The sequence below is a fragment of the Pseudarthrobacter sp. MDT3-1 genome (assembly GCF_054510755.1).
Genome location: NZ_JBTNDX010000029.1, coordinates 1 through 22204 on the forward strand (window position 1 = coordinate 1; position 22204 = coordinate 22204).

At 66.3% G+C, this 22204-nt stretch carries 15 protein-coding genes; 7 read left to right on the forward strand and 8 right to left on the reverse strand.

Annotated features, from left to right (window positions below; genetic code table 11):
* Nucleotides 1-210 precede the first annotated feature (210 nt).
* Together ACX80X_RS17850 and ACX80X_RS17855 are read right to left on the reverse strand one after the other, a co-directional pair.
* A complete protein-coding gene (locus ACX80X_RS17850) occupies nt 211-2286 on the reverse strand; it encodes a PhoX family protein (protein WP_252598548.1) in 2076 nt (691 codons plus the stop codon).
* Nucleotides 2287-2455: 169 nt separating this feature from the next.
* On the reverse strand, nt 2456-3496 hold the full coding sequence (locus tag ACX80X_RS17855) for an o-succinylbenzoate synthase (protein ID WP_459312912.1): 1041 nt from the start codon (nt 3494-3496) through the stop codon (nt 2456-2458).
* Between the two features lie 149 nt (nt 3497-3645).
* On the opposite strand from ACX80X_RS17855, the gene ACX80X_RS17860 reads away from it, so the two are divergent.
* Nucleotides 3646-5355 carry a multicopper oxidase family protein gene (locus tag ACX80X_RS17860; protein ID WP_252613828.1) on the forward strand — a complete coding sequence of 570 codons (1710 nt, stop codon included), beginning with the start codon at nt 3646-3648 and terminating at the stop codon, nt 5353-5355.
* Between the two features lies 1 nt (nt 5356).
* Nucleotides 5357-6130, forward strand: coding sequence for a hypothetical protein (locus ACX80X_RS17865; RefSeq protein WP_252613827.1), 774 nt, complete (start codon nt 5357-5359; stop codon nt 6128-6130).
* A 291-nt stretch (nt 6131-6421) separates the two neighbouring features.
* On the opposite strand, the gene ACX80X_RS17870 is transcribed toward ACX80X_RS17865, so the two are convergent.
* On the reverse strand, nt 6422-11596 hold the full coding sequence (locus tag ACX80X_RS17870) for a peroxidase family protein (protein ID WP_459312914.1): 5175 nt from the start codon (nt 11594-11596) through the stop codon (nt 6422-6424).
* Nucleotides 11597-11955: 359 nt separating this feature from the next.
* On the opposite strand from ACX80X_RS17870, the gene ACX80X_RS17875 reads away from it, so the two are divergent.
* The gene (locus ACX80X_RS17875) at nt 11956-13182 is read left to right on the forward strand and encodes a BTAD domain-containing putative transcriptional regulator (protein WP_459312916.1); all 1227 of its coding nucleotides are present in this window, start codon (nt 11956-11958) and stop codon (nt 13180-13182) included.
* A 121-nt stretch (nt 13183-13303) separates the two neighbouring features.
* Here the strand turns inward: ACX80X_RS17875 and ACX80X_RS17880 are convergent, their stop codons facing one another.
* On the reverse strand, nt 13304-13717 hold the full coding sequence (locus tag ACX80X_RS17880) for an Hpt domain-containing protein (RefSeq protein ID WP_252613824.1): 414 nt from the start codon (nt 13715-13717) through the stop codon (nt 13304-13306).
* Between the two features lie 189 nt (nt 13718-13906).
* On the opposite strand from ACX80X_RS17880, the gene ACX80X_RS17885 reads away from it, so the two are divergent.
* The 4 genes from ACX80X_RS17885 to ACX80X_RS17900 all read left to right on the forward strand — a co-directional run bounded on the left by ACX80X_RS17885 (nt 13907) and on the right by ACX80X_RS17900 (nt 17317).
* Nucleotides 13907-14239: an ArsR/SmtB family transcription factor gene (locus tag ACX80X_RS17885; protein ID WP_252598552.1), complete on the forward strand. Its 333-nt coding sequence runs from the start codon at nt 13907-13909 to the stop codon at nt 14237-14239.
* Nucleotides 14240-14252: 13 nt separating this feature from the next.
* Nucleotides 14253-14759 (forward strand): SRPBCC family protein, encoded by a 507-nt coding sequence (locus ACX80X_RS17890; RefSeq protein WP_252598553.1) that lies wholly within the window; start codon nt 14253-14255, stop codon nt 14757-14759.
* Between the two features lie 138 nt (nt 14760-14897).
* A complete protein-coding gene (locus tag ACX80X_RS17895) occupies nt 14898-16088 on the forward strand; it encodes an MFS transporter (protein ID WP_252598554.1) in 1191 nt (396 codons plus the stop codon).
* Nucleotides 16089-16228: 140 nt separating this feature from the next.
* Nucleotides 16229-17317 (forward strand): LacI family DNA-binding transcriptional regulator, encoded by a 1089-nt coding sequence (locus ACX80X_RS17900; RefSeq protein ID WP_459312919.1) that lies wholly within the window; start codon nt 16229-16231, stop codon nt 17315-17317.
* A gap of 19 nt (nt 17318-17336) precedes the next feature.
* Here ACX80X_RS17900 and ACX80X_RS17905 read toward each other — a convergent pair whose 3' ends face one another.
* Genes ACX80X_RS17905 through ACX80X_RS17920 form a run of 4 tightly spaced genes read right to left on the reverse strand, consistent with a single transcriptional unit; the run spans nt 17337 to nt 22153 of the window.
* Entirely contained in the window at nt 17337-18851 is a 1515-nt protein-coding gene (locus ACX80X_RS17905; protein WP_459312921.1) for a glycoside hydrolase family 32 protein, read from the reverse strand.
* Between the two features lie 25 nt (nt 18852-18876).
* On the reverse strand, nt 18877-19758 hold the full coding sequence (locus tag ACX80X_RS17910) for a carbohydrate ABC transporter permease (protein ID WP_459312923.1): 882 nt from the start codon (nt 19756-19758) through the stop codon (nt 18877-18879).
* Nucleotides 19759-19766: 8 nt separating this feature from the next.
* Nucleotides 19767-20735 (reverse strand): carbohydrate ABC transporter permease, encoded by a 969-nt coding sequence (locus ACX80X_RS17915; RefSeq protein WP_459308239.1) that lies wholly within the window; start codon nt 20733-20735, stop codon nt 19767-19769.
* Complete coding sequence (locus ACX80X_RS17920) at nt 20732-22153, reverse strand: extracellular solute-binding protein (protein ID WP_459312925.1); 1422 nt, start codon at nt 22151-22153, stop codon at nt 20732-20734. The genes ACX80X_RS17915 and ACX80X_RS17920 overlap by 4 nt, the downstream gene beginning before the upstream one ends.
* Nucleotides 22154-22204: the final 51 nt, after the last annotated feature.

Genomic DNA, 22204 nt, shown 5'->3' on the forward strand with positions numbered 1-22204 from the left:
TCACGCGTAAAACCCTTGTTATCAACGGGCATCGCCGGCTCCTTCAATCAAAAAGTTAATGAATGACTCACAACCAGCTTGACGGAGAGGGGCTCTCTCACTTGATGCGCCATACGACCGAACGCTCTCTCACTTTCCTGAAGAAAGTGAGAGAGCGTTGGCCGAAAACCCGCCAAAGGTGAGAGAGCGTCCTGGTGGGAGGGAACGGACCTAGCCTCGGAACACCTGGACCACTGACGGACGGGGCGCGCGCGCCTGGCCGCGGGCCGGCGTCGTGCCTTCCGCGACGTAGTCCGGGAAGAAGGAGTGCTGGTCATCGAACGAGCCGTCCTCACCCGGGTGCTGCACGGAGACGAACACGGTGCGCTCCTCGTCGTGGATGATGGGTCCGCAGGTCTCGCCGTCCCGCGGCACGGCCAGGAACTGCTCCACCTTGCCGCGCTCGGCACCTTCGAGGGTGACCTTGAACAGGCCGTCGGCCTTGCCGATGCCGGAGGGGGCGCCGTCGGTGGAGATCCACAGGTTGCCTACGGAGTCGAACGCGAGGTTGTCGGGGCAGGAGATGGGCGAAACCTTGTCCACCGGGAAGCCGGAGAAGTAGGTAACGTCACCCTGGGCCGGATCGCCGCAGACCATCAGCAGGTTCCACTGGAACTTCGTGGAGGTCTGGTCGCCGGTTTCAGTGATTTCCACGATGTGGCCGTCGCGGTTCAGGTTGCGCGGGTTGACCTCCGTGGCGCCTTCCTTGCCGGCTTTGCCACGGTCCGAGTTGTTGGTGCAGGCAACGTAGACCTTGCCGGTGTGCAGGCTGGGCTCAACGTCCTCGGCCCGGTCCATCTTGGTGGGGCCAACCTTGTCGGCGGCCAGGCGGGTGTACACCAGGACCTCCTCGACGGACATGCCCTTCACAGCCGAAGCGCCGTCCACCACCAACGGAAGCCATTCGCCGGTACCGTCGAACGAGCCGTCGGCCGGGACTGTGCCCTTGCCGTCGATTTCAGCGACAGGCGAGTTGCCCGTGAACTTGGCAACGTAGAGGTTGCCGGCGGAGAGCAGCGTCATGTTGTGCTTGCGGTCGCCCTCGATGTACTTGTCCTTGGAGACGAACTTGTACAGGTAGTCGAAGCGCTCGTCGTCGCCGGAGTAAGCCACCACGTGGCCGGATTCGGCGATGATCACGTTGGCGCCCTCGTGCTTGAAGCGGCCCAGTGAGGAGTGCTTCTTCGGCATGGAGGTGGGATCGAACGGGTCAACTTCCACGATGTAACCGAAGCGGTTGGCCTCGTTTTCGTAGCCGGCTGTGCGGGTGTCGAAGCGCGGGTCGTCGAGCTCCCACTTGCGGGCCGTCGGCTTGGAAGTGATGCCGTAGCGCTTGTCCCCGGCGGACGTGCCGTTCCCCACGAAGTAGCCCTGGAAGTTCTCCTCGCCGGAGAGGATGGTGCCCCACGGGGTGGTGCCGCCGGCGCAGTTGCCCAGCGTGCCCTTGATGAAGCGGCCTTTGGAGTCCTCAGCGGTCGTGACCAGTGCCGAGCCCGCTGCCGGGCCGGTGAGCTCGTACACGGTGTTGTTCAGGTAACGGCGGTTCAGCGGCGCGCCCTTGACATAGGTCCACGGCTTGTTCTTGTTCTTGCGCTCGAGCTCGACGACGGACAGGCCGTGTGCAGCCTGTCCCACAGCGCGCATCTGCTCTGCCGGCATGGTGGCCGGGAACATGATGTTCTCGTTGGTGTATTCGTGGTTGGCGAACAGCACCGCGCGGCGGCCCTTTGAGCCCGGAATCTCCAGGATGTCGGTGTAGTCGTTGTTGTAGCCAAACTGCTTTTCCTGTGCGGCTGCCGTCTGGTTGTTCAGGTCGAAGTCCGGGGTGCCGTTGAAAATGGGGTCGCCCCAGCGGATCACGGGCTGCCAGGTGAAGCCTTCCGGAACCGTGACAGCGTCCACCGCTGCGTCAATTGAAGGGATGGGCGTGAACTTCAGCTTCGACTTGGTGAAGCCTTCCTTCGCGGCGGGTGCCAGGCCGGGGCCGCCGGCAACAGCCGGTTCCGCGGAGGTGACGGCGCTGCCAAGTACGACGGCGAGCGCACCGGCGGCGCCGAAGCCCAGGGCGGCGCGGCGGGACATGGTGGCGGACGCGATATCGCGGAAGTAGCTGTTGGAGCTGGTGTTGCAGACGTCGCCGGAGCAGGCGTTGTCGCATTTCAGGGCGCAGGTGACTGCACTGCGCTTGCCTTTGGTGTGGCCGAGCATGGGCAGCAGGGTGAACTTACGGGCTGTCGATTCAGACAAGGGGTGCCTCCAATATGACGATCGGGTCCCGGCCACCCTTTCAGCGCAGGTCGACGCCAAGCCGTCGGCAAGGTGAAGTTCAGGTTAACCGGCGGTGACCCGCAGGGATGTGAGAGAGCGTTGCCCAAAAACCCGCGTTAAGTGAGAGAGCGTCCGTAAGAATCCCGCGTTAAGTGAGAGAGCGTCCGAGGGCGAGGAGGGCGTGGACCCTGGCGAGCCGGGCCAGCCACCAGTCGCGGCGTTCCGCGGAAGCCGCAAACTGCTCCAGCAGCCCGGCGTCGGCGGCGACATCGCGGAGGCGGATGGCGCCGTCGTCGGCCACTAACGGATCCCGCGTGATGTCCGAGGTGAACAGCGACACCGTCCCCAGCCCGCACGCATACGGCAGCTCGGGCAGGGCAGCGGCCAGAGCCAGCCCGGCGCGGATGCCCACGGACGTGTCCAGCGCGGAACTGACGACGGCGGGGAGCCCGGCCTGCGCCACGATGTCCAGCGCGCGCCGCACTCCCCCGAGCGGCGCGACCTTGACAACCAGCAGATCCGCCGCGCCGGCCCGCGCCACCTTAAGGGGATCGGATTCCTTGCGCACGCTTTCGTCGGCGGCGATCAGCACCGGCGTCCCGGCGGCGCGCAGCTGCCGCCGTACCTCGGCGAGCCCCTCAATTGTGGGCACCGGCTGCTCGGCATATTCAAGTCCGACGGCGGCGAGCCGGGTGAGTGCCGACACTGCAAAGGGCACGTCCCAGCCGCCGTTGGCGTCGACGCGGATGGCGGCGTCGGGCAGGGCTGCGCGGACGGCGGCGACACGGGCGGCGTCGTCGTCGAGCGTCTGCCCGTGCTCGGCCACCTTGATCTTGACGGCGTCCACCCGGCCGAACCGGGCCAGGACCTCAGGCACAAGCTCTGCCGCAACTGCCGGCACGGTGGCGTTAACGGGGATCACCGAACGCACTGGCAAAGGGAAGCCGTGCCAGCCGGCCTCGATGGTGGCGGCGAGCCAGCGGGAGGCCTCGGCGTCGGCGTATTCGGGGAACGGGCAAAACTCGCCCCAGCCGTGCGGCCCGCGCAGCAGCAGCGTTTCGCGTTCCATGATGCCGCGGAACTTCACCCGCATGGGCAGGCTCACCACATGCGCGGTGGCGAGCAGTTCGTCCAAGGAGGGACGGTTCGGGAACCCGTTCCGGGGCTGGCGTGCTGGGTCGGCGGGCATGATTTCACTCTACCGGCCGCCTCTGACGGTAATGCGGGCGACCACTCCCTTGGCAGGGGCCTCCGGGGTTGGCCACTCCAGCCTTTTTACAAGTTGCGCGGCGCATGATCTGAGCAGGGTTGAGCAGCCACTCACCATGAGGAGAGGTCATGACATCTCGCAGGGAAGTTCTAAAACTGGGCGGAGCGCTTGGGGCATTCAGCCTCGTGGGCATGAAGGGGGCCCCGCTCACCCTTCCTTCGTCCACCACGCCGCCCTCCACGCCGCCCATCACGACGAGCCAGCTCGCGCCCCAAAACACCCCGGTTCCGTACGCCGGGGTCTTCCGGCGGCCGCCGGTGCTGGAGCCTTACGAAACCGGCTTCGACGACGGCGACCCCAACCGCCCGTATGCCAAGTACGCGCTGACGCAGAAGCTTGGACAAGCCCAGTTTGTGCCGGGGCTCACCACCACGCTCGCCGGGTACAACGGTATTTTCCCCGCCCCTACCATCCGGGCCCTCCAGGGGACCCGGACCGAGGTGCGGATCCGCAATGACTTCCCGGCGCTGGGCCTGCTGCATCCCATGGCCTTCCATACCGTTACCCACCTCCACGGCTCGGCGTCGCTGCCGCAATACGACGGGTACGCCAATGACACCACTCCACCGGGATACGTCAAGAACTACCACTACCCCAACTGGCAAACCGGGCGGACACTCTGGTACCACGACCACAAGCACCACGTGACGGCCCAGAACGTGTACTCCGGGCTGGCCGGCTTCTACCCCCTGTCCGATAAGTTCGAGCGCGCCCAGCTGCCGCAGGGTGAGTTCGACGTGCCGCTGATGATTTCGGATGCCCTGTTCAATGCTGACGGCTCGTTCGGCTACAACGACAACGACCACGACGGCTTGTGGGGCGACATCGTCATGGTCAACGGGGTGCCGTGGCCAACCATGAAAGTGAAGCCGCGCATCTACCGTTTCCGGGTCCTCGTGGCCTCGATTACCCGTTCGTACCGGCCCACCCTCTCCACCGGAGAGCCGGTTTACATCGTCGGCACCGACGGCGGTATGACGCCCAAGGTCCAGGCGGTGCAGTCGTGGCGGCAGGGCACCGCGGAACGCTACGAGATCCTCATCGACTTCCGGAAGTACAAAGTGGGGCAAAAGATCCAGTTGCGGAACCTCAGCAACAAGAACAACGAGGATTTTGCCAATACGGACAAAATCATGCAGTTCGAGGTAGTGCGCAACTCCGGCTCGGGGAAGGGAGGCATCTCCTCGATTCCCAAGACGCTCGACGACGGCGGGTCGCCGAATGCGGCCCGCGGCGGACTGCCCACCATGAGCCTGACGCCGGAGATGGCTGTGGCCAAGCGGGAGCTCAGGGTGGAGCGGGAGAACGGGGAATGGACCATCAACGGGGTTACGTGGGCCGATGTGGAAAGTTCAGGGTTCACTAAGCTGTTCGGCAACCCGCAGCCTTTTGACGTTGAGCAGTGGACCATCACCAACGGATCCGGCGGGTGGTTCCACCCTGTCCACATCCATCTGGTCGATGCCAAGATCATCGCCCGCAACACCAACGGCGGGAAACCGTTCGCGTGGGAGGGGGGGCCCAAGGATGTCTTCTATGCGGGTGAGAACGAGTCCATCACCTTACTCACGCAGTTCGACACCGGAGCCCAGGCGGGCGGACGCTACATGGTGCACTGCCATAACCTGGTGCACGAGGACCACGACATGATGGTGCAGTTCTCCGTGGGCGATCCGCGGAACAACGATCCCATCACCTCCGACCCCTCCGTTCCGGACACCCTGCCAGCGAACCATTTCATCCCGCGCTACCAGCCGGGTTACCCGGCGGGTACGTGAGATGAAGGCGGCTGCTGTTGCCGTCTCGGTGGTTCTGGCCTCTTCACTGTTGGCCGGCTGCACTGCCGGAGCGCCACCCGGTTCTCCTTCCGACCCGTCCGGCGCGGTCCTGACGTCCGGTTCGGGTTCCGAGCTGGGGAACGGCCGGCCCCAGGTGAGCTACGACGGGCTGATGGTCCGGCGCCGTATTGTGGTGGCCATCCACCCGGCCCCGGACGCGGATCTGGTTACGCTCAGTGCAGCGCTCTCCTCTGCTGCCGGCAGCCTGGGGCTGGCCGTGTCCCCTATCTCACCGGATGTCCTGGGCGCCAACGTGCTGCAACACACGGTGCCAGAGCTTATTGTTGCCCTGCCCAGTGATGCCACCATCGATGATGGCGGCGAACTGGTTAACCTTGCATTCGGCCACGACCTGGCGTTTCCGGGGCTGGACCACGTTCATGTGGCCCAGGTCCTGGTGCACGACCTCCGGTTCACCGCCAGCTCAGCCAACCCCGGGGCTCTGGCCGAGGCAATCGCGCTGGAAGGCATCCTCGCCGATGCGCTGGGCAACTACGACACCCATGCAAGCGACGGCGAGCTCGAACTGGGCTACACCGGCCCGCTCCTGAGCGACAAGACTGTGGAGGCTGTCCGCCTCGGCGTTGCGCGCGCCGCAGGGAACACCGCCGACGACGTCAAAGTGGCTCCGCGCTCGGGGACAGGAACGGGCGTGGACATGGACAAAGAGCCCGCAGATGCGTCCGTTGCCCGGGAACCGGTACACGGCCATTGATCAGAACAGCACCGCTGCCCGCTAACTAACCACGAAGGGCCAGGCTGGCTGAGGCTGCATCTCAGCCAGCCTGGCCCCTCTTCCATGCCTGGATAAAAATGCCCCCGTTACCTTCCCCGCCGAGGGAGCTGCAGGCAGGGGTGTGCCGGCACAGGGGGCGGCGCAGCAGAGGGAGCTCGGCACCGTGGTGGCGTGCCCCCACAGGCAGCTCCGCACGCACAGCAAAGGGGGTGGCCGCGGGGCCACCCCCTTCACTTGCCAGCTGCAGGTACTAGCTGCGCTTTGCCTTCCCTATCGTGCCACCACGCTGTTCGAGCGGGCGGACTCCGGGCTGGTCCCTACTGCGTTGATGGCCACTACAACGAACCGGTAGTTGTTGTTTGTAAGGGTCATCTCCAGGGTCCTCGCCGTTGCCGGCAGGACGGCGGAGTCCGTCCGTGAGATCACCGTGGCGTTGGCTGCGGCTGAACTCATCCGCAGGGCCGTCACCTTGTAGCCCGTGATCGCAGACCCGCCGGTCGCGGCCGGCGGCGTCCAGTCGATGATGGCTGTTATGGGACCCCTTCTGTCCCCTTGCCTTGCCCTTCCGATCACCGGAGCATCTGGCGTGCCCGGCGTCGTAATTGCAATCGACGGTGCCGAACCCAGGCTGGTTCCGGCCGCGTTCACCGCCCGGACCACGAACGTGTACGCGGTCCCGTTTGCCAGGCCGGTGACCACCTGGCTGGTGGCCGCGTCGGCGAAGGAGACGGTGGTGACCACCGTGGTTCCCGTGCGGACCTCGACTTCGGACCCTGTGATCGGGGATCCTCCGTCACTGGCCGGCGCCGTCCAGGTAACGGTTGCCGAGGCGACACCCGCGCTGGCTGTGACTCCGGTCGGGGCATCGGGCACCGAGGGCGCCGGTGTGACCGCGTTGGATTCCGCGGACAGCGGGCCTGCGCCGAACTGGTTCACCGCGCGCACCTGGAGGGTGTACGAGGTGCCGTTGGTCAGTCCGGTTACCGTGGCACTGGTGGCCGAGGCCGCAATGCCGGTGACCGTCTGGACTGCCGCGCCGCCGGTGTTCACGACCACTTCGAAGCCCGTGATCGCCGAGGACCCGTTGGGCGCCGGGGCCGTAAACGTCACCGTCGCGGAGCTGTTGCCTGCGGTCGCCGAGCCGATGGCCGGCGCATCAGGCACCTGCACTGTGACCACCTGATCGGTGAACTGCAGCCGCTCGATGTTCCGCAGCGTGTCGATCCCGTCGCTGGCCCGCTGGCCAGCCACATTGGCGCCGGTCTGGGTGACCGTCAGCTTGGCCAGTTCGGTTGCCGTTGCGGGGGTGGCAACGATCGTGTAGTTCGACAGCGGTCCCGAGAAGACCGCGGTGTCGGTGCCGCCGGTGCCTTCCAGGATCTCGCGGACTGCCACGATGTTGCCCGGGTTCACGGTTCCCGCGAACACGGCTTCCTGGAGGGTGGCACCGGTGAGGTTACCGTCTCCGTCCCGCAGGTACTGCGTGGTCATTCCGGCCGCGCTGCCAACCTCGGAGAGCCGGTTGTTCGCGTCCGTGCGGACGCTGAGCCGGACGCTGAGGTACCTGTCGCCGTCGATGATGTCATCGGCGCCCCGTCCCTCGATCAGGTCGCTGCCACCGCCGCCGAGGAGGATGTTGCCATCGCCCCAGACGTTGCTGTCGGGGACCAGTAGCGGGCAGTTCTTGGATGCCGACGCCGCGATGACGGTGTTCGCCGGAGTGCTGAGCGCCGGTACCAGTGGGTCAAGGCCCGCGATGCGGTCAAGGCCCGCCTGGTCCAGCACGTCGCATCCGATGAATCCGGCGCCGCCGACGGCGCTGGGAACCACGTCGTCGCCACGCAGGACGTCATCGAGGTTCGCGCCTGAGAGTGCCTCCACCTCGTTGAACTTGTCCCGGACTCCCACCTGCAGGATGTCCAGCGGCGGGATCGGGAGGTTCAGGTCGGCATCCTGTGCCTGTGGATCCTGAAGACCGATCTCCCAGTCGTATCCCGAGGCTCCGGCGACCTTCTCGACGCCGGGTCCTGCGAGGCCGACGTCGTCGCCGCCTTCCATGTCGTAGTCGTCGTCACCGCCCTGGCCGATCAGGATGTCGTGTCCGGGCTTTTGGGAGTCGTCCAGGAAGAACAGGTTGCTGCTGTCCCCGATCATGAGGTCAGGTTGGTCCCCGCCCTCTTCCCAATCGTCGCCGCTGTCACCGAACGCGGCATCGATGCCTTGACCGAGCATGATGAAGTCGTCACCAGTTCCACCGAAGGTCTCGTTGGCATTGGCTCCACCGTTCGTGAAGTCTTTGCCATCGCCGCCCATGATGATGTCCAGGCCCGGGCCGGCGTCGATCGCGTCGTTTCCGGGACCGCCCTTGTGCACGTCGTCGCCGGCGAGGTCGGTGATGATGTCTTCGCCTTCGCCGCCGAGTGCGACGTCGGCTCCGTCACCACCTTCGATGATGTCGTTGCTGGCACCACCCCAGAAGGTGTCGCTGTCGTTTCCACCGAAGATGCGGTCCACGCCGGCAGTGCCGTTGTAGACGCTCTGTCCGTTGATCCCGGAGGGGTCTACGGTGTTCCTCGCGCGGTACTTGATCGTACCGTCGGGCATGCGGATCAGCAGGGCGGCCTCATCGCAGTCTGAGTCCGGGTCATCCGCTACGGTGTTGCCGGAGGCCGCAAAGCCGTCGGTGGTGCCCGCAAGCTTCTTCAGTTCAAACTTGCAGTCCGCCGTGGCGAACGAGTCGGCCTTCAGGGTGTGCACGTTCGTGTTGCGCATCATCAGCTCGGCGAACGAGTTACCCTCCAGCGCACTGCGCAGGTTCATGCCCGGCGTGCGCGCCAGGTAATACAGGCGGTCGCCGTTCTGCAGGTCCGTCAGCTGGTTCTCGAAGACGTAGTTGAACGTGCTTCCAAGCAGGCCACCGAAAACAACGGTCTGCTCCGCGAGACCGCCGACCCAAAGGTCCACGTTGTCCAGGCCGGTGATCGACTGGGTGCCGTTGTTGGCCCAGGCGTCCGTGCTGTTCATGAACGCAGCAGCATCAGTGGGAGCAACGTCCCCGGTGTTGGGGTTGACGATCAGCCGTGCAGCCTCCCGCTTGCCCGCCAACGTCGTAGGGCCGGTGATGGACGGGTGCTGGCCGTAGGCCGCGACGAAGTTTACGAGCGACTCCGGGTGCTTGAGGTTCTCTCCGAAGTCGATCCAGTTGATGTAGGGCTTCAGCTGGCCGTCATTCGTTGAGTTGAACAGGTCCCGGCGAAGGACGTTCAACCGCGGAATTCCTTCGGAGCGTGCCCGTGTCATGTTGATCGTCGGAAGGTCCAGAGGCAGACCCAGCAGGTTGTTGCGGAGCGTTTCCGTCACGAACTCATCGAGCTCGTTACCGGCCTGGTCCGACATACCCATGATGATGCTGCCCGCAGCCTCCTCAGAGGTGAGCGAACCTGCAGGGCCGCCGTTGGTGTACTCCGGCGGGTTGAGGAAACCCTCGAGCAAGGAGATGTCGTTCTGACTCCCCAAGATGTCGTCGGAGGTGCCGAACTGGTCGTCGGGACCGGGGCTGTCCTCGTTCCTGCGGGAGATTGTCTCGGTCAGCATGGAGTGACCGAAGCGGTACACGGCGTGGGCGAATTCAGCCTTGACCGCGGGGTTGAGCTCGGTCTGAGTGAACGCAAACGGCTCGAAGGGGTTGATCGCAGGTTGAATCTTGCGGGCGAACTCCTCGAAGACCAGGTGCTGGTACTCCATTTCGGTGATGAACCGTGCCGCCTGGAACAGGCGCTCACCGTTCCAGCCGTTGGCGCCGGCGGCCGCCTGCCATTCGGCCAGGGCCGCCGTGCCGCTCGCGGAAGTATCGGTGGTCAGCACGTTCTTGATGTCGCCGACGAGCCGGTCGTGTTCCGAGTGGAATATCTGGTGGATGGCGGTCAGTCCGATATTCTCGTTGACCCGCCCATCACCGGCGACGAAGTGCGCGTTGAGCATCTCGTCGTCGTACGTACCAAGCGGCTGGCTGGCGAAATCGGCAGATGCCACGTTGTCAGCATCCGGGGCCGGCGCGACCGGGGCCGTGCCCGGGTTGTGGTCCGTGTCCTGAGGGCTCGGGTCCGCGTTGTGCGCGATGTCGGTCAGGAACGGCGTGTCGAAGTACTTCACATCCGCCGGAACCGGCACGGGGTTGGCTTTGTCACCCTCGATCAGGCCCGCACCCGTCACGTACTGCGGCAGTCCGCGCAAGGGGCCGGGGAGGAACTTGCCGTAGGGGTCCGCGGCGATCATCGGGATGTTCGTGGCGTCCTTGTCTTCGAGCTTGAGACCAAGCAAGGTCTCCGCCTGGGACTTGGTCGTGGCCCAGGTAGCCATGCCGCCCGCCGTTGGACCAGCCGGACCGCCGAGGAGCTTGCCCGTTGAGACCGGCTTGCCGTCGGCGTTGTTGACGTACTCGCGCACGAATACCTGGTGCGACGAGTGCGAGGTGTAGGTCTGGCTCTGGTCAACCAAGGGCGAGTCCGTGTTGGTCGCATTCTGGATATCGTCAGCACTTTCGTCCGCAGGAGTCGCGGGGTTGTCGCCTGTGGTGCCGTCCGGACCGGGCTGGTTCTTACCTCGGGTCAGGACCATGAACTGCAGGTGCGGCGGCAGGTCGTCCCCGTTGCCCAGGATGTGGTCCGGGCCCGCGATCAGTGGATCGTCGTCCTTCAGCGGCACAAACACCGTGCCTCCGCCCTTGACGGTCTGATCCACGCCGTGGTCAAAGAACTGTCCGAACAGGGTGAACATCGAATTGTAGGGCGGCGAGAGGCCGACGTCCGTGGTCACGTTCGGGATGAAAAGGGTCTGGTGCGACGGCACGCAGCCCGCAGGATCTTCGACGACCGGCGGCGTGGCCGAGGGATCTGGATCCGGCGTGCACGGGACGATGCCCTCGTTGCCCTGCGACCTGACCGGGTTACCGGCCGCTGCCACCGCGGCCGGGTTGGTTGAGGTCTGGTCCACGATCAGGTTGCTGATTACGCGGGGCTCGGAGTCGAAAACGGAGCCCTTCTTCTGCGCGTACGAGGTCGGCTGGGAAGGGCCGAACGCGGGAGGTGAGTCCTCGGCACTCTTGAATACCGGCGTGGTCAGGCGTGGGAACGTCTGGTCGGCCGCGCCGAACGTCTCCTGGCCGGGCACAAGGTTGTTGCATGACCCGTCGACCGTCCGCAGCCCCTGGGAAACGAGGGGGCTCGCGATCTGATCAGGACCGGTGCCGATCATGGTGTCACACGGGTGCTCCGGCGACAGCGTTGCAGCGTGCGCCTCGGCGATTTTGATCTGTTTCAGGATGAACGCCAGGTCGGAGGGGCTCACCGTGAACCCCTGGCCAACCGGAGCCGTTTCGGCGTTGGCTGCAACGATGGGCAATCCCATGCCGACGGGCATGACCATTGCCGCGATGGCTGCGATCATCCGGACCCGTGCCGGCCGGACTCTTGCTGAGCGGGCGACGGCGTGCCGGCCTTGTCTGGGTGGGAAGGTGCTGTGTTCAGTGCTTGGGGATGCGGGCGCCTTGCCATCGGCCTGGCCCAAGGGCATCCAACTAAAGGGTCTCATGACATGCCTGCCGTTAGGAGGGATGGAATGACGTCATCGTGCACCGGACACCTTGCAACAACCTTGTTGGCTGCAATGACACCGGACTCCACATCCATTCGCCGGACAAAACAAGTAGCTGCTACCAACCTCAAACAGGTAGCCCCTACTCGTGTCCCCCGCCAGCAAGACAGTCACACTTGAGCAAACTTCGCAACTGAATCGCAGGTTCACCCATGAACTCAGTAGAGCTGGCAGTTTCAGATGACACGATGCCATCCGTCCTCACAGGGCCGGGCCCCGGCCGACTCGATGCGAGAATCATCGGTCCGCTCCGGATCCAGCGCGGGGATGCGGTCCTCGGATACGGGGAGCTGGGCGGCCCCAAGCCCCGGCAAATCCTCGAACTCCTCTTGTTGAACCTCGGCGCACCCGTTTCCAAGGACCGCCTGATCGACATCCTCTGGGCCGGGCAGGCCCCGCCGGAGGCGCTCCCCACCCTGGAAAGCTATGTCAGTGTGCTGCGGCGTCATCTGCAGCCCGGGATGGGCAAGGACGGCCCCCTGCGGACGGTAACCGGCGGCTACATGCTGGAAAGGTCGCTGGTGGACCTGGATCTGGACCGCTTCGAGGCCCTGGTGCGCAGGGCCGAATCCGCAGTGCCGCGGCGCGCGATTGTGCTGCTCCAGGAGGCTCTTGGCCTGGCTTCGGCTCCACTGCTGGGCGATGAACTGTTGCCATCCTGGGCCGAGGGCGAGCGAACCCGCCATGCTGCCCGCGTCTTCCATGCCCGGATTCTGGCGGCGGAGTCTGCCCTGGCCGTGGGAAGAACCCGGCTGGCCGCTGCCTGGGCCAGGGAGGCCGTCGCGGATGATCCCCTCAGCGAGCAGGCCTGGACGGCTCTTGTCCTCGGCCTGGAGCAAGGTGGCCAGCCCACGGAGGCCTTGCGTGCGTTCGAACGGTGCAGGCGGACCATGGACCGGGAAATGGGCTGTGCGCCTGGTCCCGTCTTGAGGTCCATTTACGCCAGGCTTCTTGAGTCCACGGCCAACACCGCCATGCCCGTGTCAGCGTCCACCCCCGACTCACAAAAGATTCGAGTCATGACCATCAACCGCCACCGGACGTTCACCGAGCTGCTTGCCGTCGCCCTGGACCGGGAACCGGACATGCTCAGTGTGGGAACTGCTGACTCGGCGCAATCGGGCGTTGACCTGGTCCGCGAACTGGCGCCCGACGTCGTCATCCTTGACAACCTCCTGCGCGACGACGACGGCATGGCTGCCGCGCTCAGCATTCGTGCTGCTGCGCCCCGCACCCGCATCGTGATGCTGGCCCCGACTTCGGGGGTGCAACGGCAAGCAGCCGCTGCGGGCATCTACGCGTTGCTGCCTCAGGACGGCTCACTGGCCATGTTGTTGAACGCCGTCCGGCGAAAGACCAGTGATGTCCAGGGACGCTGATTGACCAGTCCGGCATAGTAAGCTCCATGGCCGTCCACCACGGCGGCCATCGAGTTGCGCATCAGTTGTCGCTTGATGACGCGACCAGTGCCGATTGGCACGCCAGTCGAACGCAGCGGTGTCACTTCCCGCCCGGCTTGGAATGAAGATATCTCTGCAGCAGATACCTGGTCTGCCGGGCGCAGCGCTTGATCTGGGTGAGGTGGTCCGCTGCCAACCGGGGCAGGACCCGGGCGGGTTCAGAGTCGAGGGTCTCGTGTCGAAGGGACCGTTCCAGGTCCATGGCAAGCCCGGCGAGGCGCTCCGCGCCTACCATCTGGCTGGAAGTCTTGAGGCTGAGGACAGCGTCCATTGCGCCGGCCAGGTCCCCGGTGGTCAGGGTCAGACGCAGCTTTTCAGTCCTCTGGGGCAGATAGTCGATGAAGTTCCGCACGAACACCGTCCAAACTCCCTCATCGTCCTCGAGCTCTGTCCGCAGCCTGTCCAGGACATCCGGATCCAGGAGGGGAAGGGCATTGCCCTCGTCCGGCGCCATTGCTGTCCTTCCTGCCCCCAGAAGCGGTGTACCGATGGACGTCTCGCAGGTCCCCCATACGACGCTATGCGGCCGGGGATGCCGAAAGCATCAGTAGTAGGTACTCGACTTTTCAACTCATTGGCACTGCGTGGCAGATGAGCTGTCCGTCCCTTCCAGTGCATATCCATATGGGTATACAATCGCCGTATGGCACGGGCAGCAACAACGGCAGATACGTTCAACGCGGTGGCTGAGCCCCGCCGTCGGGAAATCCTGGACGCCCTCACTCAAGGCGAGCGCCCGGTCAACGAGCTGGTGACCCTTTTGGGCCTGGCGCAGCCGCACGTGTCACGGCACTTGCGGGTGCTGCGCGAGGTGGGCGCCGTCGTCGTGCGTGACGAAGGCCGGCAGCGGCTCTACCGGCTCAATCCGCAAGCGCTCAAGCCCATCTACGACTGGGTGGCCAGCTACCAGCACCTCTGGGAGGAGCGCTTCGATCTTCTCGAGGACGTGCTGGAGGATCTCAAGGAAGAGCACTGAAAGGAGCAGGACAATGGCACAGGCAAGCGGCAGCACCATGGATGTGACGTTCCCCAGCGACACGGAAATCCTGATCACGCGGACCCTCAACGCACCCCCGCACCTCGTCTACCGGGCCTGGACCACGCCGGAACTCGTCAAGAAATGGTGGCCCGGACGGCGTGGCGAGATGACTGTGGCGGCCATGGACTTCCGGGTCGGCGGCGCGTGGCGATACGTCATGGTGGCGCACGGCGAATTCGAGGTGGCCTTCCACGGCATATACCGCGAGATTGTGCCCAACGAGCGGATCGTCCACACGGAGGTCATGGAGATGCCGGGCACCGCGCCGGACAGCGAGGAAGGCGCCGTGCTTAATACGGTCACCTTTGACGGGGCCGACGGCGGCGCCACCACCGTGCGGATCCGCACCGATGCGGGGAGCGAGGAAGTCCGGGACATGATTGCGCAGTCCGGCATGGAAAGCGGCGTGCGCGAGCAGTTCGAGATCATCGAGGAGCTGGCGGCGTCCCTCACCTGAGCTTCCTCCGGCCCAACTGAGTAGCTCCAACTGTCGTTTTCAGAGTCCATTACGACACTTGGCGCTACTCAGTTCGGCTGTTGTTACGCTTTGCGGTGTGATTTCCCTAAAGCAGGCGCCCTGTCTCGAAGTGCGCGCGTGAGCGCCGCGGCACAGGTGGTCAACGCCCGGGCGTCCACCGTTCCCCTGTACGCGGCCGGCTTCGTCACCGCGTTCGGCGCCCACAGCATCGCCGCTGGCATGGGCGCGCAGAGCGAGAACATCGGCCTGACGCTGCTCAACCTGGGCATCCTGCTGGCCCTCTATGACGTTTCCGAGGTCTTCCTCAAGCCGGTCTTCGGCGCCCTGAGCGACCGGATCGGAACCAAGCCTGTCATCGTCGGCGGCCTCCTGGCCTTCGCGGTGCTGTCGCTGATCGGCCTCTGGGCGGCGGATCCGCTGATGCTTGGACTCGCGCGGCTGGGGCAGGGCGCGGCGGCTTCGGCGTTCTCGCCGGCGTCGTCCGCGATGGTTGCGCGGCTGGCGGCGGGGACGAAGGCCGGGACCTACTTCGGCCGGTATGGTTCGTGGAAAAGCCTGGGGTACGTCATCGGTCCGCTGCTGGGGGCGGGACTGATCCTGGCGGGCGGGTTTGCCCTGCTGTTCGGCGCGCTCTCGGTGCTGGCGGCGGCCACCGCCGTGTGGGTGCTGGTGTCTGTTCCGCACCTGGCGCCGCTCCCCCGGCAGCGTTACACCGTGCTCGATCTCGCCCGCCAGGTCACCGAGCGGCGCTTCCTGGTGCCCACGCTGGTGCTGGCGGCCTCGACCGGGGCGCTCGGCGCGGCGATCGGATTCATTCCCGCTCTCGCCACGCGACACGGCCTTGGCCCGGTTGCCGGCACGGCCGCGGTCAGTGTCCTGGCCATCACGTCGGTGCTCACCCAGCCCTGGATCGGCAGGCTGCGGGACGCGCACCGCATCAGCGATAACAAAGGGACGACGGCGGGACTCCTCCTTACCGCCGCGGGCGTCGCACTCATCGCCCTCACCCCGGGTCCGGTCACGCTGTTCATTGCCGCGGCAGCCATTGGCGCGGGCGTCGGCCTGGCCACGCCGCTCGGCTTCGCGCATCTGGCCGACACCACGCCGCCGGAGCGGATGGGCCGGACCATGGGTTCGGCAGAACTTGGCCGGGAACTCGGTGACGCTGGCGGGCCGCTGCTGGTGGGCGGCATCGCCACCCTCACCGCCCTGCCGTTTGGCCTCGGGGCCCTGGCACTGCTGGTCGCGGCGGCCAGCCTGCCGCGCCTGCCTGAAGCGCACCTCCCGAACCCGCCCCGGCCCAAGTAGGTAGCGCTATCTGTCGTTTTGACCCCTCAAAACGACAGATAGCGCTACTCAGTTGGGGGAAAGCGCCCCCCCGCGTCCGGGCGCACCTCACACGCGTTAGGTAGACTGCAGGAAATACCGTACGCGGGAGGAAACCCAGTATGAACCGCAAAGCCACAGCGCTCGACGTCGCCAAGCTCGCCGGAGTTTCCCGCAGCGCGGTGTCGCTGGTCCTGAACGGGCGCGGCGACGGGAATGTGGCCAAGGAGAGCCAGGTCCGGATCCGGGAAGCGGCGGCCACGCTGAACTACACGCCCAACGCCATTGCCGTGAGCCTGCGCAACCGCCGGTCGCGGATCATCGGGATCGTCTCGGACCAGGTGGTCACCAGCCCGTTCGACGGCAATATCATCGCCGGCGCGGACGCCGTGGCCAGGTCCCAGGGTTTTGTCACCGTGGTGATGGATACGGAGCTGGACGAGACCCGTGACGAAAGTGCGGTGGCAACGCTGCTGGACCGCCAGGTGGACGGGCTGATGTACGTCACCGTGGGCCTGCGCCCCCTGCACGTCCCGCTCAACATGCTGCGCGTGCCGTCGGTGCTGGCCAACTGCTTCGATGACCGTCCCGAGGCAGGCGTTCCGGCCGTCATTCCGGATGAGGTCCGCGGCGGCCGGGAGGCGGCAACGCATCTGCTGGAGCTTGGCCACCGGGACATCGCGTTCCTCGCCGGTGACGGCCTCACGCCCGCCGCGCCGCGCCGGATCCAGGGCCATCGGGATGCCTTTGAGGCCGCCGGGTTGCCGGTGCGGCCGGCCCGGATCCTCGAAGCTGGCTGGGACATCGATGCCGGGTTCCATGGCGCCATGAAGCTCCTGGACGGCGTGGCTGCGCCGGACCGGCCCACCGCGATCGTGTGCGCGAACGACCGCCTGGCCATCGGCGTGGTGCTCGCGGCCAACCGGCTGGGCCTGGCCATCCCGCAGGACCTCTCCATCATGGGGTACGACGACGAATTCCGCATCGCCTCCACCATGGTCCCGGCGCTCACCACAATGGCCCTCCCGCTGCGGGAGATGGGGGCCGCTGCCATGACCGGGCTCCTCCGGGAACTGTCGGAGGAACCGGAGGACAACGACAATGACGGCGGCGCCCCGGCCGGACACGACGTGCCAGCCCAGACGCTGGTCCCGTGCCGGCTCGTGGTGCGCGAGTCAACCGGCCCGGCGAACAGTGCCGGAGTCCTTTAGGAACCCGGCGCTATTCAGGCTACTTAGGCTGTGCCAGCTGCCAGACGTCCGCAGCCGCGGCCTCGGGAAGCCGCAGCACCCACCGCTCGCCGGGCGCCGGATAGGCGCGCAGCGTGGTGGCCACCGAACCGCTCCGGTACACCTCCACCAGCGACGCGTCCACAAACACCCGCAGCTCCTCCCCCGCAGCCAGAGGCCCGCTGAAGACCACTTGCCCCGCCTCGGTTGAACCATCGGCCACCAGGGAAAGTTCGACGACGTCGTCCGCGGCCAGCGCGCCCGGCCCACCGGAGCGGGCGGTCACCACAGCCTCGGCATACGCCGGCAGCTCAACGCTCCCGGCAGCCTGCGCAGCCAGCTGCGCTCCGCGGTAGGCATCCACCTCCGGCGCCGGTGCCACGGCCAGGGAACCGTCCACCACGGACAGCAGGCGCGGGTGCGTGAGCACGCCGGCCCAGCCCGCGGCGTCGATCTCGGCCTGGCTGCGGCCCCGGCGGCCGTCCCGTCCCGGTCCTTCATTGGCCCAGCCCCACAGCAGGCCCTTGGGCTCCGCGAGGGCAGCAAGGGCAGAGGAAGAAACAGGATCACCGGGAGCGCCGGCGCCGGCACCGTCCTGCAGCTGCACGATCTGCGGCGCGTAGAAGTCGCGGCCCAGGTCGGACTTTCCGCCGGTCTCCGGGGAAAATACCGGCAGCCCGGTGGCGGGGTCCTCGGCCAGGGAGCCGATGAGGTGGCCAACGCCGTTGGCGTGCTCGTGGTCATCGCCGGACAGCCACAGGGAGAACATCATGACCCACGCGTCGTCGGAAGAAGCGTCGCCGCCGGACCCGGATTCAAGGGATTCAGCGGAGGAAACGGCCGGCACCCGCACCAGCTGCGGGCACTCCCAGATCTCGGCCGGCGTGAAGGTGCCGGCCACAGGGTTTGCCGACGTGAGCCAGATGCCCTGGTACTTCCAGTCAGCCAGGTCCTCCACCGTGTAGAGCAGGAGCGCCGCGTGGCCGGAGGCCAGACCCGCGCCCTGCATGGCGTAGCGCTTGCCGTTGAATCGGAAGATGAAGGGGTCGCGGACGGCCGTGACCATGGGGTCGGCCGGCATGGACGCCGCGACGTGCCCATCCTGGGTCCAGGAAACAAGGTCCGCCGAACCGCGGGAGATGACCACCTGCGAGTGGCCGCCGTCGCCGCGGACGCCGGAGTACGCGGCGGTGGGGACGCCGCCGTCGTCCGTCACCACACCGGTCCAGCAGCCGTACTCGTCCGGCCCGCCGTCCTGCGGGCGGAGCGCCACGGGGTGTTCCTCCCAGCGGACCAGGTCCGCGGAGCTGATGTGGCCCCACGCGATCTTGTGGTGCCGCGCGGACGCAGGGTTGTACTGGAAGAAGACGTGGTAGCGGCCGTGGAGGTGGCTGATGCCGTTGGGGTCGTTGATCCAGCCCTGGGCGGGGCGGGGGTGGAAGTGCGGGAACGCGGGGTCGGGGTGGGCGGCGGCCTGACGGGCGAAGTCGGCGGCGGCAAGGTCCGGGGATGACATGAAGTAAGCCTCTCAGAAGTTGGGGTTATTTGCCGCTGCCGGCGGTGAGGCCGTCCTGCAGCGCGCGCTGGCCGAAGATGAAGACCACCAGGGCGGGGATCATGGACAGGACCACGCCGGCCAGCACCACGGAGATGCTGCCGGTGCCCAGGTTGCCCTGCAGGGACACGAGGCCCAGCGGCAGGGTGAAGTTCTGTTCTGAGATGGTCATGATGAGCGGCCGGAAGAACTCGTTCCAGTGGAAATTGAAGGCCAGGATGCCCACGATCGCCATCCCCGGAATGGCCAGCGGGGCGTAGACCGAGCGGAAGGTCCGCCAGGGTGTGGCGCCGTCGATCGATGCCGCTTCCGCGAGGTCGGTGGGCAGCCCCATGAAGTACTGCCGCATCAGGAAGGTGCCGAACGCCGTCGGGATGGCCGGCAGGATCAGCGCCAGGAGGGTGTCCGAGAGCCCCATGCCTCGGATCAGCATAAACACCGGCACGATGGTCACCTGCACCGGCACCATCATTGTGGCCAGCACGATGGAGAACAGGGCCCCGCGGCCGCGGAACTTCAGGTTGGCGAAGGCGTAGCCGGCCATCGCGGCGGTGACCATCTGCCCCACGGCGATGAGTCCGGTGACCAGGGCGCTGTTCAGCACCAGGAGGACGATGTCCAGCTGCTGGAAGACCTGCGCGTAGGACGTGAAGTCCGGATTCCAGGGGAAGAACGACGGCGGCAGCTTGAACGATTCCGACGGCGACCGCAGCGAGGTGGACAGGGTCCACATCACCGGGCCCAGGGTCAGGACGGCCGCGATCATCAGCAGGACAATGCGGAGGACCAGGTTCCAGTTCGGCTTCCGCCGGGACCGGGCAGGCACGGCAGGGGTGCGGGTGGATACACGCTCTGTAGTGGTAGTCATGGCGGGCCTTACTGGTAGAAGACGAATCGTTTGCTGAGCCGGAACTGCGCGGCGGTGATGGCCATGATGATCAGGGTCAGGATCACGCCGATGGCCGAGGCCTCGCCGAATTCCAGGCGCTGGAACGCGGATTCGAAGATCACCATCACGGCGGTGCGGGTGGAGTCCCCGGGCCCGCCGCGGGTCAGGACGTACGGCTGGTCGAACACCTGGAGGGCGCTGATGATGGCCATCACGGACGCCAGCAGGGTGGTGGGGCTGAGCAGCGGCAGGGTGACGTAGACGTGCTTGCGCCAGCCGGTGGCGCCGTCCAGCGCGGCCGCCTCATAGGTTTCCACGGGGATCGACGCCAGCCCGCCGATGAACAGCAGGAAGGAGAACCCGAAGTTCTGCCACACGTAGACCAGGATGACGACGGCGGCGGACCCGCCGGGGGTGGTCAGCCACGGCACCGCGGGGATGCCGGCGAGGGACAGGAACCAGTTGACCACGCCGAACTGCTCGTTGAAGAGGTACCGCATAAAGATGGACACGGAGGCGGCGGAGAGGATCAGCGGGAAGAAGAACGCCGAGCGGAAGAAGGTCCGCAGCCAGGACGGCATCTTCTCCTGCACCATCACGGCCAGCGCCAAGGCCAGGCCGAGCTGGAATGCCACCGCCACAATCACAAACACAATGGTGTTCAGGAAGGACACCCGGACCGTGGGATCCTGGACCACTTCGGCGAAGTTGTCGAAGCCCACGAACGTCGGGGCGGAGATGATGTCCCAGCGGAAGAACGCCAGGACCACCGACGCCGCGATGGGCACCAGCGTGAACAGGCCCATGCCCAGGATGGTGGGGGCCAGGAAGATCCAGGCCAGCCAGCGCTGGCTGTGCCGTCCGGACGCGGTCTGGGAAGCGGCGGGCGCGCCCCCGGGCGGAGCCGGCTTGACGGCCTGCTTTGGCCGCTCCCGGCGAGGGATGGTGGTGCTCATGACTGCCTCCTCAGGGCCAGTTCAAGATCGCGCTGCATGGACTCGAGGGCCTGCTTGAGCTGGCGCTCATCGCCGCTGACGGCCAGCGAAACGTTCTTCATCAGGGCCGTTTCGACGGCGGCCTGCTGGGGCGGCGCCGGGATGGGGCCTGTCGTGGGGTACTTGTCCAGCGTGTCGTAGAAGACCTTCCAATGCGCCGGGCCCTTACCCGCGTACAGCGCCTCGTTGACCATGGAGCGGCGGGCCGGGGTGGTTATCGGGTTGGGGAAAATCAGCTCCATGGCCTCGCGGCTGGCACTGAACTTGATCCACTCCCAGGCGGCGTCCTTGTCCTTGGCGGTTTTCATGATGGCGTAGCCGGCCGTGCCGAACTGGTGCCGCTGGCTCCGCCACTTGGGGAAGAACTGGACGTCGTAGTCGTTCTCCTTCATGCCGGCCTCGTGGAGGCCCTGGACCCAGTAGCCGCCGGCCGGCGTGGTGCCGATCCGGTTGGAGGCGAAGAGCCCCACCAGGGAACTGCCGCCGCCTTCCTCGGGCCGGACGCCGAGGCCGTCCTTGACCAGGCCGCGGAGGTAGTCGAAGGTCTCGAAGACGCGCGGGTCATCGGCGTTGGGTTCCAGCCACTGGTAGCCGCCGGAGCGCAGGTTGCGGGAGGGATCGTTGGCGTAGAAGGAGTCCCAGAGCCAGTCCCCGCCGGTGGACCGGGTCTCCTTCAGGAAGCTGGTGTCGTTGGCGTAGAGCCAGGGCACCACGCCGCCGAAGAGCCGGTTGGTCCAGTAGTACGGGGTGAAGTCCGACGGCCGGGCCTTGCGCATCGCGGCGAGGCTGTTGCGGAAGTCCACGTGGGTCCAGTCGTCCGCAGGACGGTCCAGCCCCGCCTGCGCGAAGGCGGTGGTGTTGTAGTACATGTTGGCGGCGTTCCAGTCCATGGGGAGTTGGAACAGGCTGCCCTTGTACATAAAGGCCTCCACCAGGCTGGGGTGGACGTCGGCGAAGAACTCGGCCATGTCCGCGGCATCGCGGCGCAGGTATTCGTCCAGCGGATGGGCCAGCTTGTCCGCGAAGAGCTGCGCGCCTTCAGTGGCGACGTAGACGACGTCGGGCGGGGTGCCGGCGGCCACCATGGTGAGGATCTTGGTGAAGAAGTCTTTCCAGTCCACGGCCTGGATGGCCTGGACCTTGACCCGGATGTCCGGGTGGAGTCGGGTGAACGCGTCGATGGCGCGCTGGCGCGCTGCGGCATCGGCGGCGGTTCCCATAATGGCAATGCTGAGGCTGTTGTCGCCCCGCCCGGGAATATCGGATCCGGAGAGCCGGGGCCACGATGCCACCGTTGCTCCCACAATTCCTGCTCCCAGGGCACCCAGGGCGGTCCGGCGCGAGAATTCACGCAGACGGCCAGTTGTGGCACCGGTCATATCAATTTCCTTCCTAACACGTGTGAGGTAGCTTATGGCGCCGACCTAACA

Bases quoted from the DNA above. Each gene is read 5' to 3' on its own strand.
- ACX80X_RS17855 (WP_459312912.1), bottom strand. From the start codon at position 3,496: ATGCCCGCCGACCCAGCACGCCAGCCCCGGAACGGGTTCCCGAACCGT.
- ACX80X_RS17860 (WP_252613828.1), top strand. From the start codon at position 3,646: ATGACATCTCGCAGGGAAGTTCTAAAACTGGGCGGAGCGCTTGGGGCA.
- ACX80X_RS17865 (WP_252613827.1), top strand. From the start codon at position 5,357: ATGAAGGCGGCTGCTGTTGCCGTCTCGGTGGTTCTGGCCTCTTCACTG.
- ACX80X_RS17870 (WP_459312914.1), bottom strand. From the start codon at position 11,596: ATGATCGCAGCCATCGCGGCAATGGTCATGCCCGTCGGCATGGGATTG.
- ACX80X_RS17875 (WP_459312916.1), top strand. From the start codon at position 11,956: ATGAACTCAGTAGAGCTGGCAGTTTCAGATGACACGATGCCATCCGTC.
- ACX80X_RS17880 (WP_252613824.1), bottom strand. From the start codon at position 13,717: ATGGCGCCGGACGAGGGCAATGCCCTTCCCCTCCTGGATCCGGATGTC.
- ACX80X_RS17885 (WP_252598552.1), top strand. From the start codon at position 13,907: ATGGCACGGGCAGCAACAACGGCAGATACGTTCAACGCGGTGGCTGAG.
- ACX80X_RS17890 (WP_252598553.1), top strand. From the start codon at position 14,253: ATGGCACAGGCAAGCGGCAGCACCATGGATGTGACGTTCCCCAGCGAC.
- ACX80X_RS17900 (WP_459312919.1), top strand. From the start codon at position 16,229: ATGAACCGCAAAGCCACAGCGCTCGACGTCGCCAAGCTCGCCGGAGTT.
- ACX80X_RS17905 (WP_459312921.1), bottom strand. From the start codon at position 18,851: ATGTCATCCCCGGACCTTGCCGCCGCCGACTTCGCCCGTCAGGCCGCC.
- ACX80X_RS17910 (WP_459312923.1), bottom strand. From the start codon at position 19,758: ATGACTACCACTACAGAGCGTGTATCCACCCGCACCCCTGCCGTGCCT.
- ACX80X_RS17915 (WP_459308239.1), bottom strand. From the start codon at position 20,735: ATGAGCACCACCATCCCTCGCCGGGAGCGGCCAAAGCAGGCCGTCAAG.
- ACX80X_RS17920 (WP_459312925.1), bottom strand. From the start codon at position 22,153: ATGACCGGTGCCACAACTGGCCGTCTGCGTGAATTCTCGCGCCGGACC.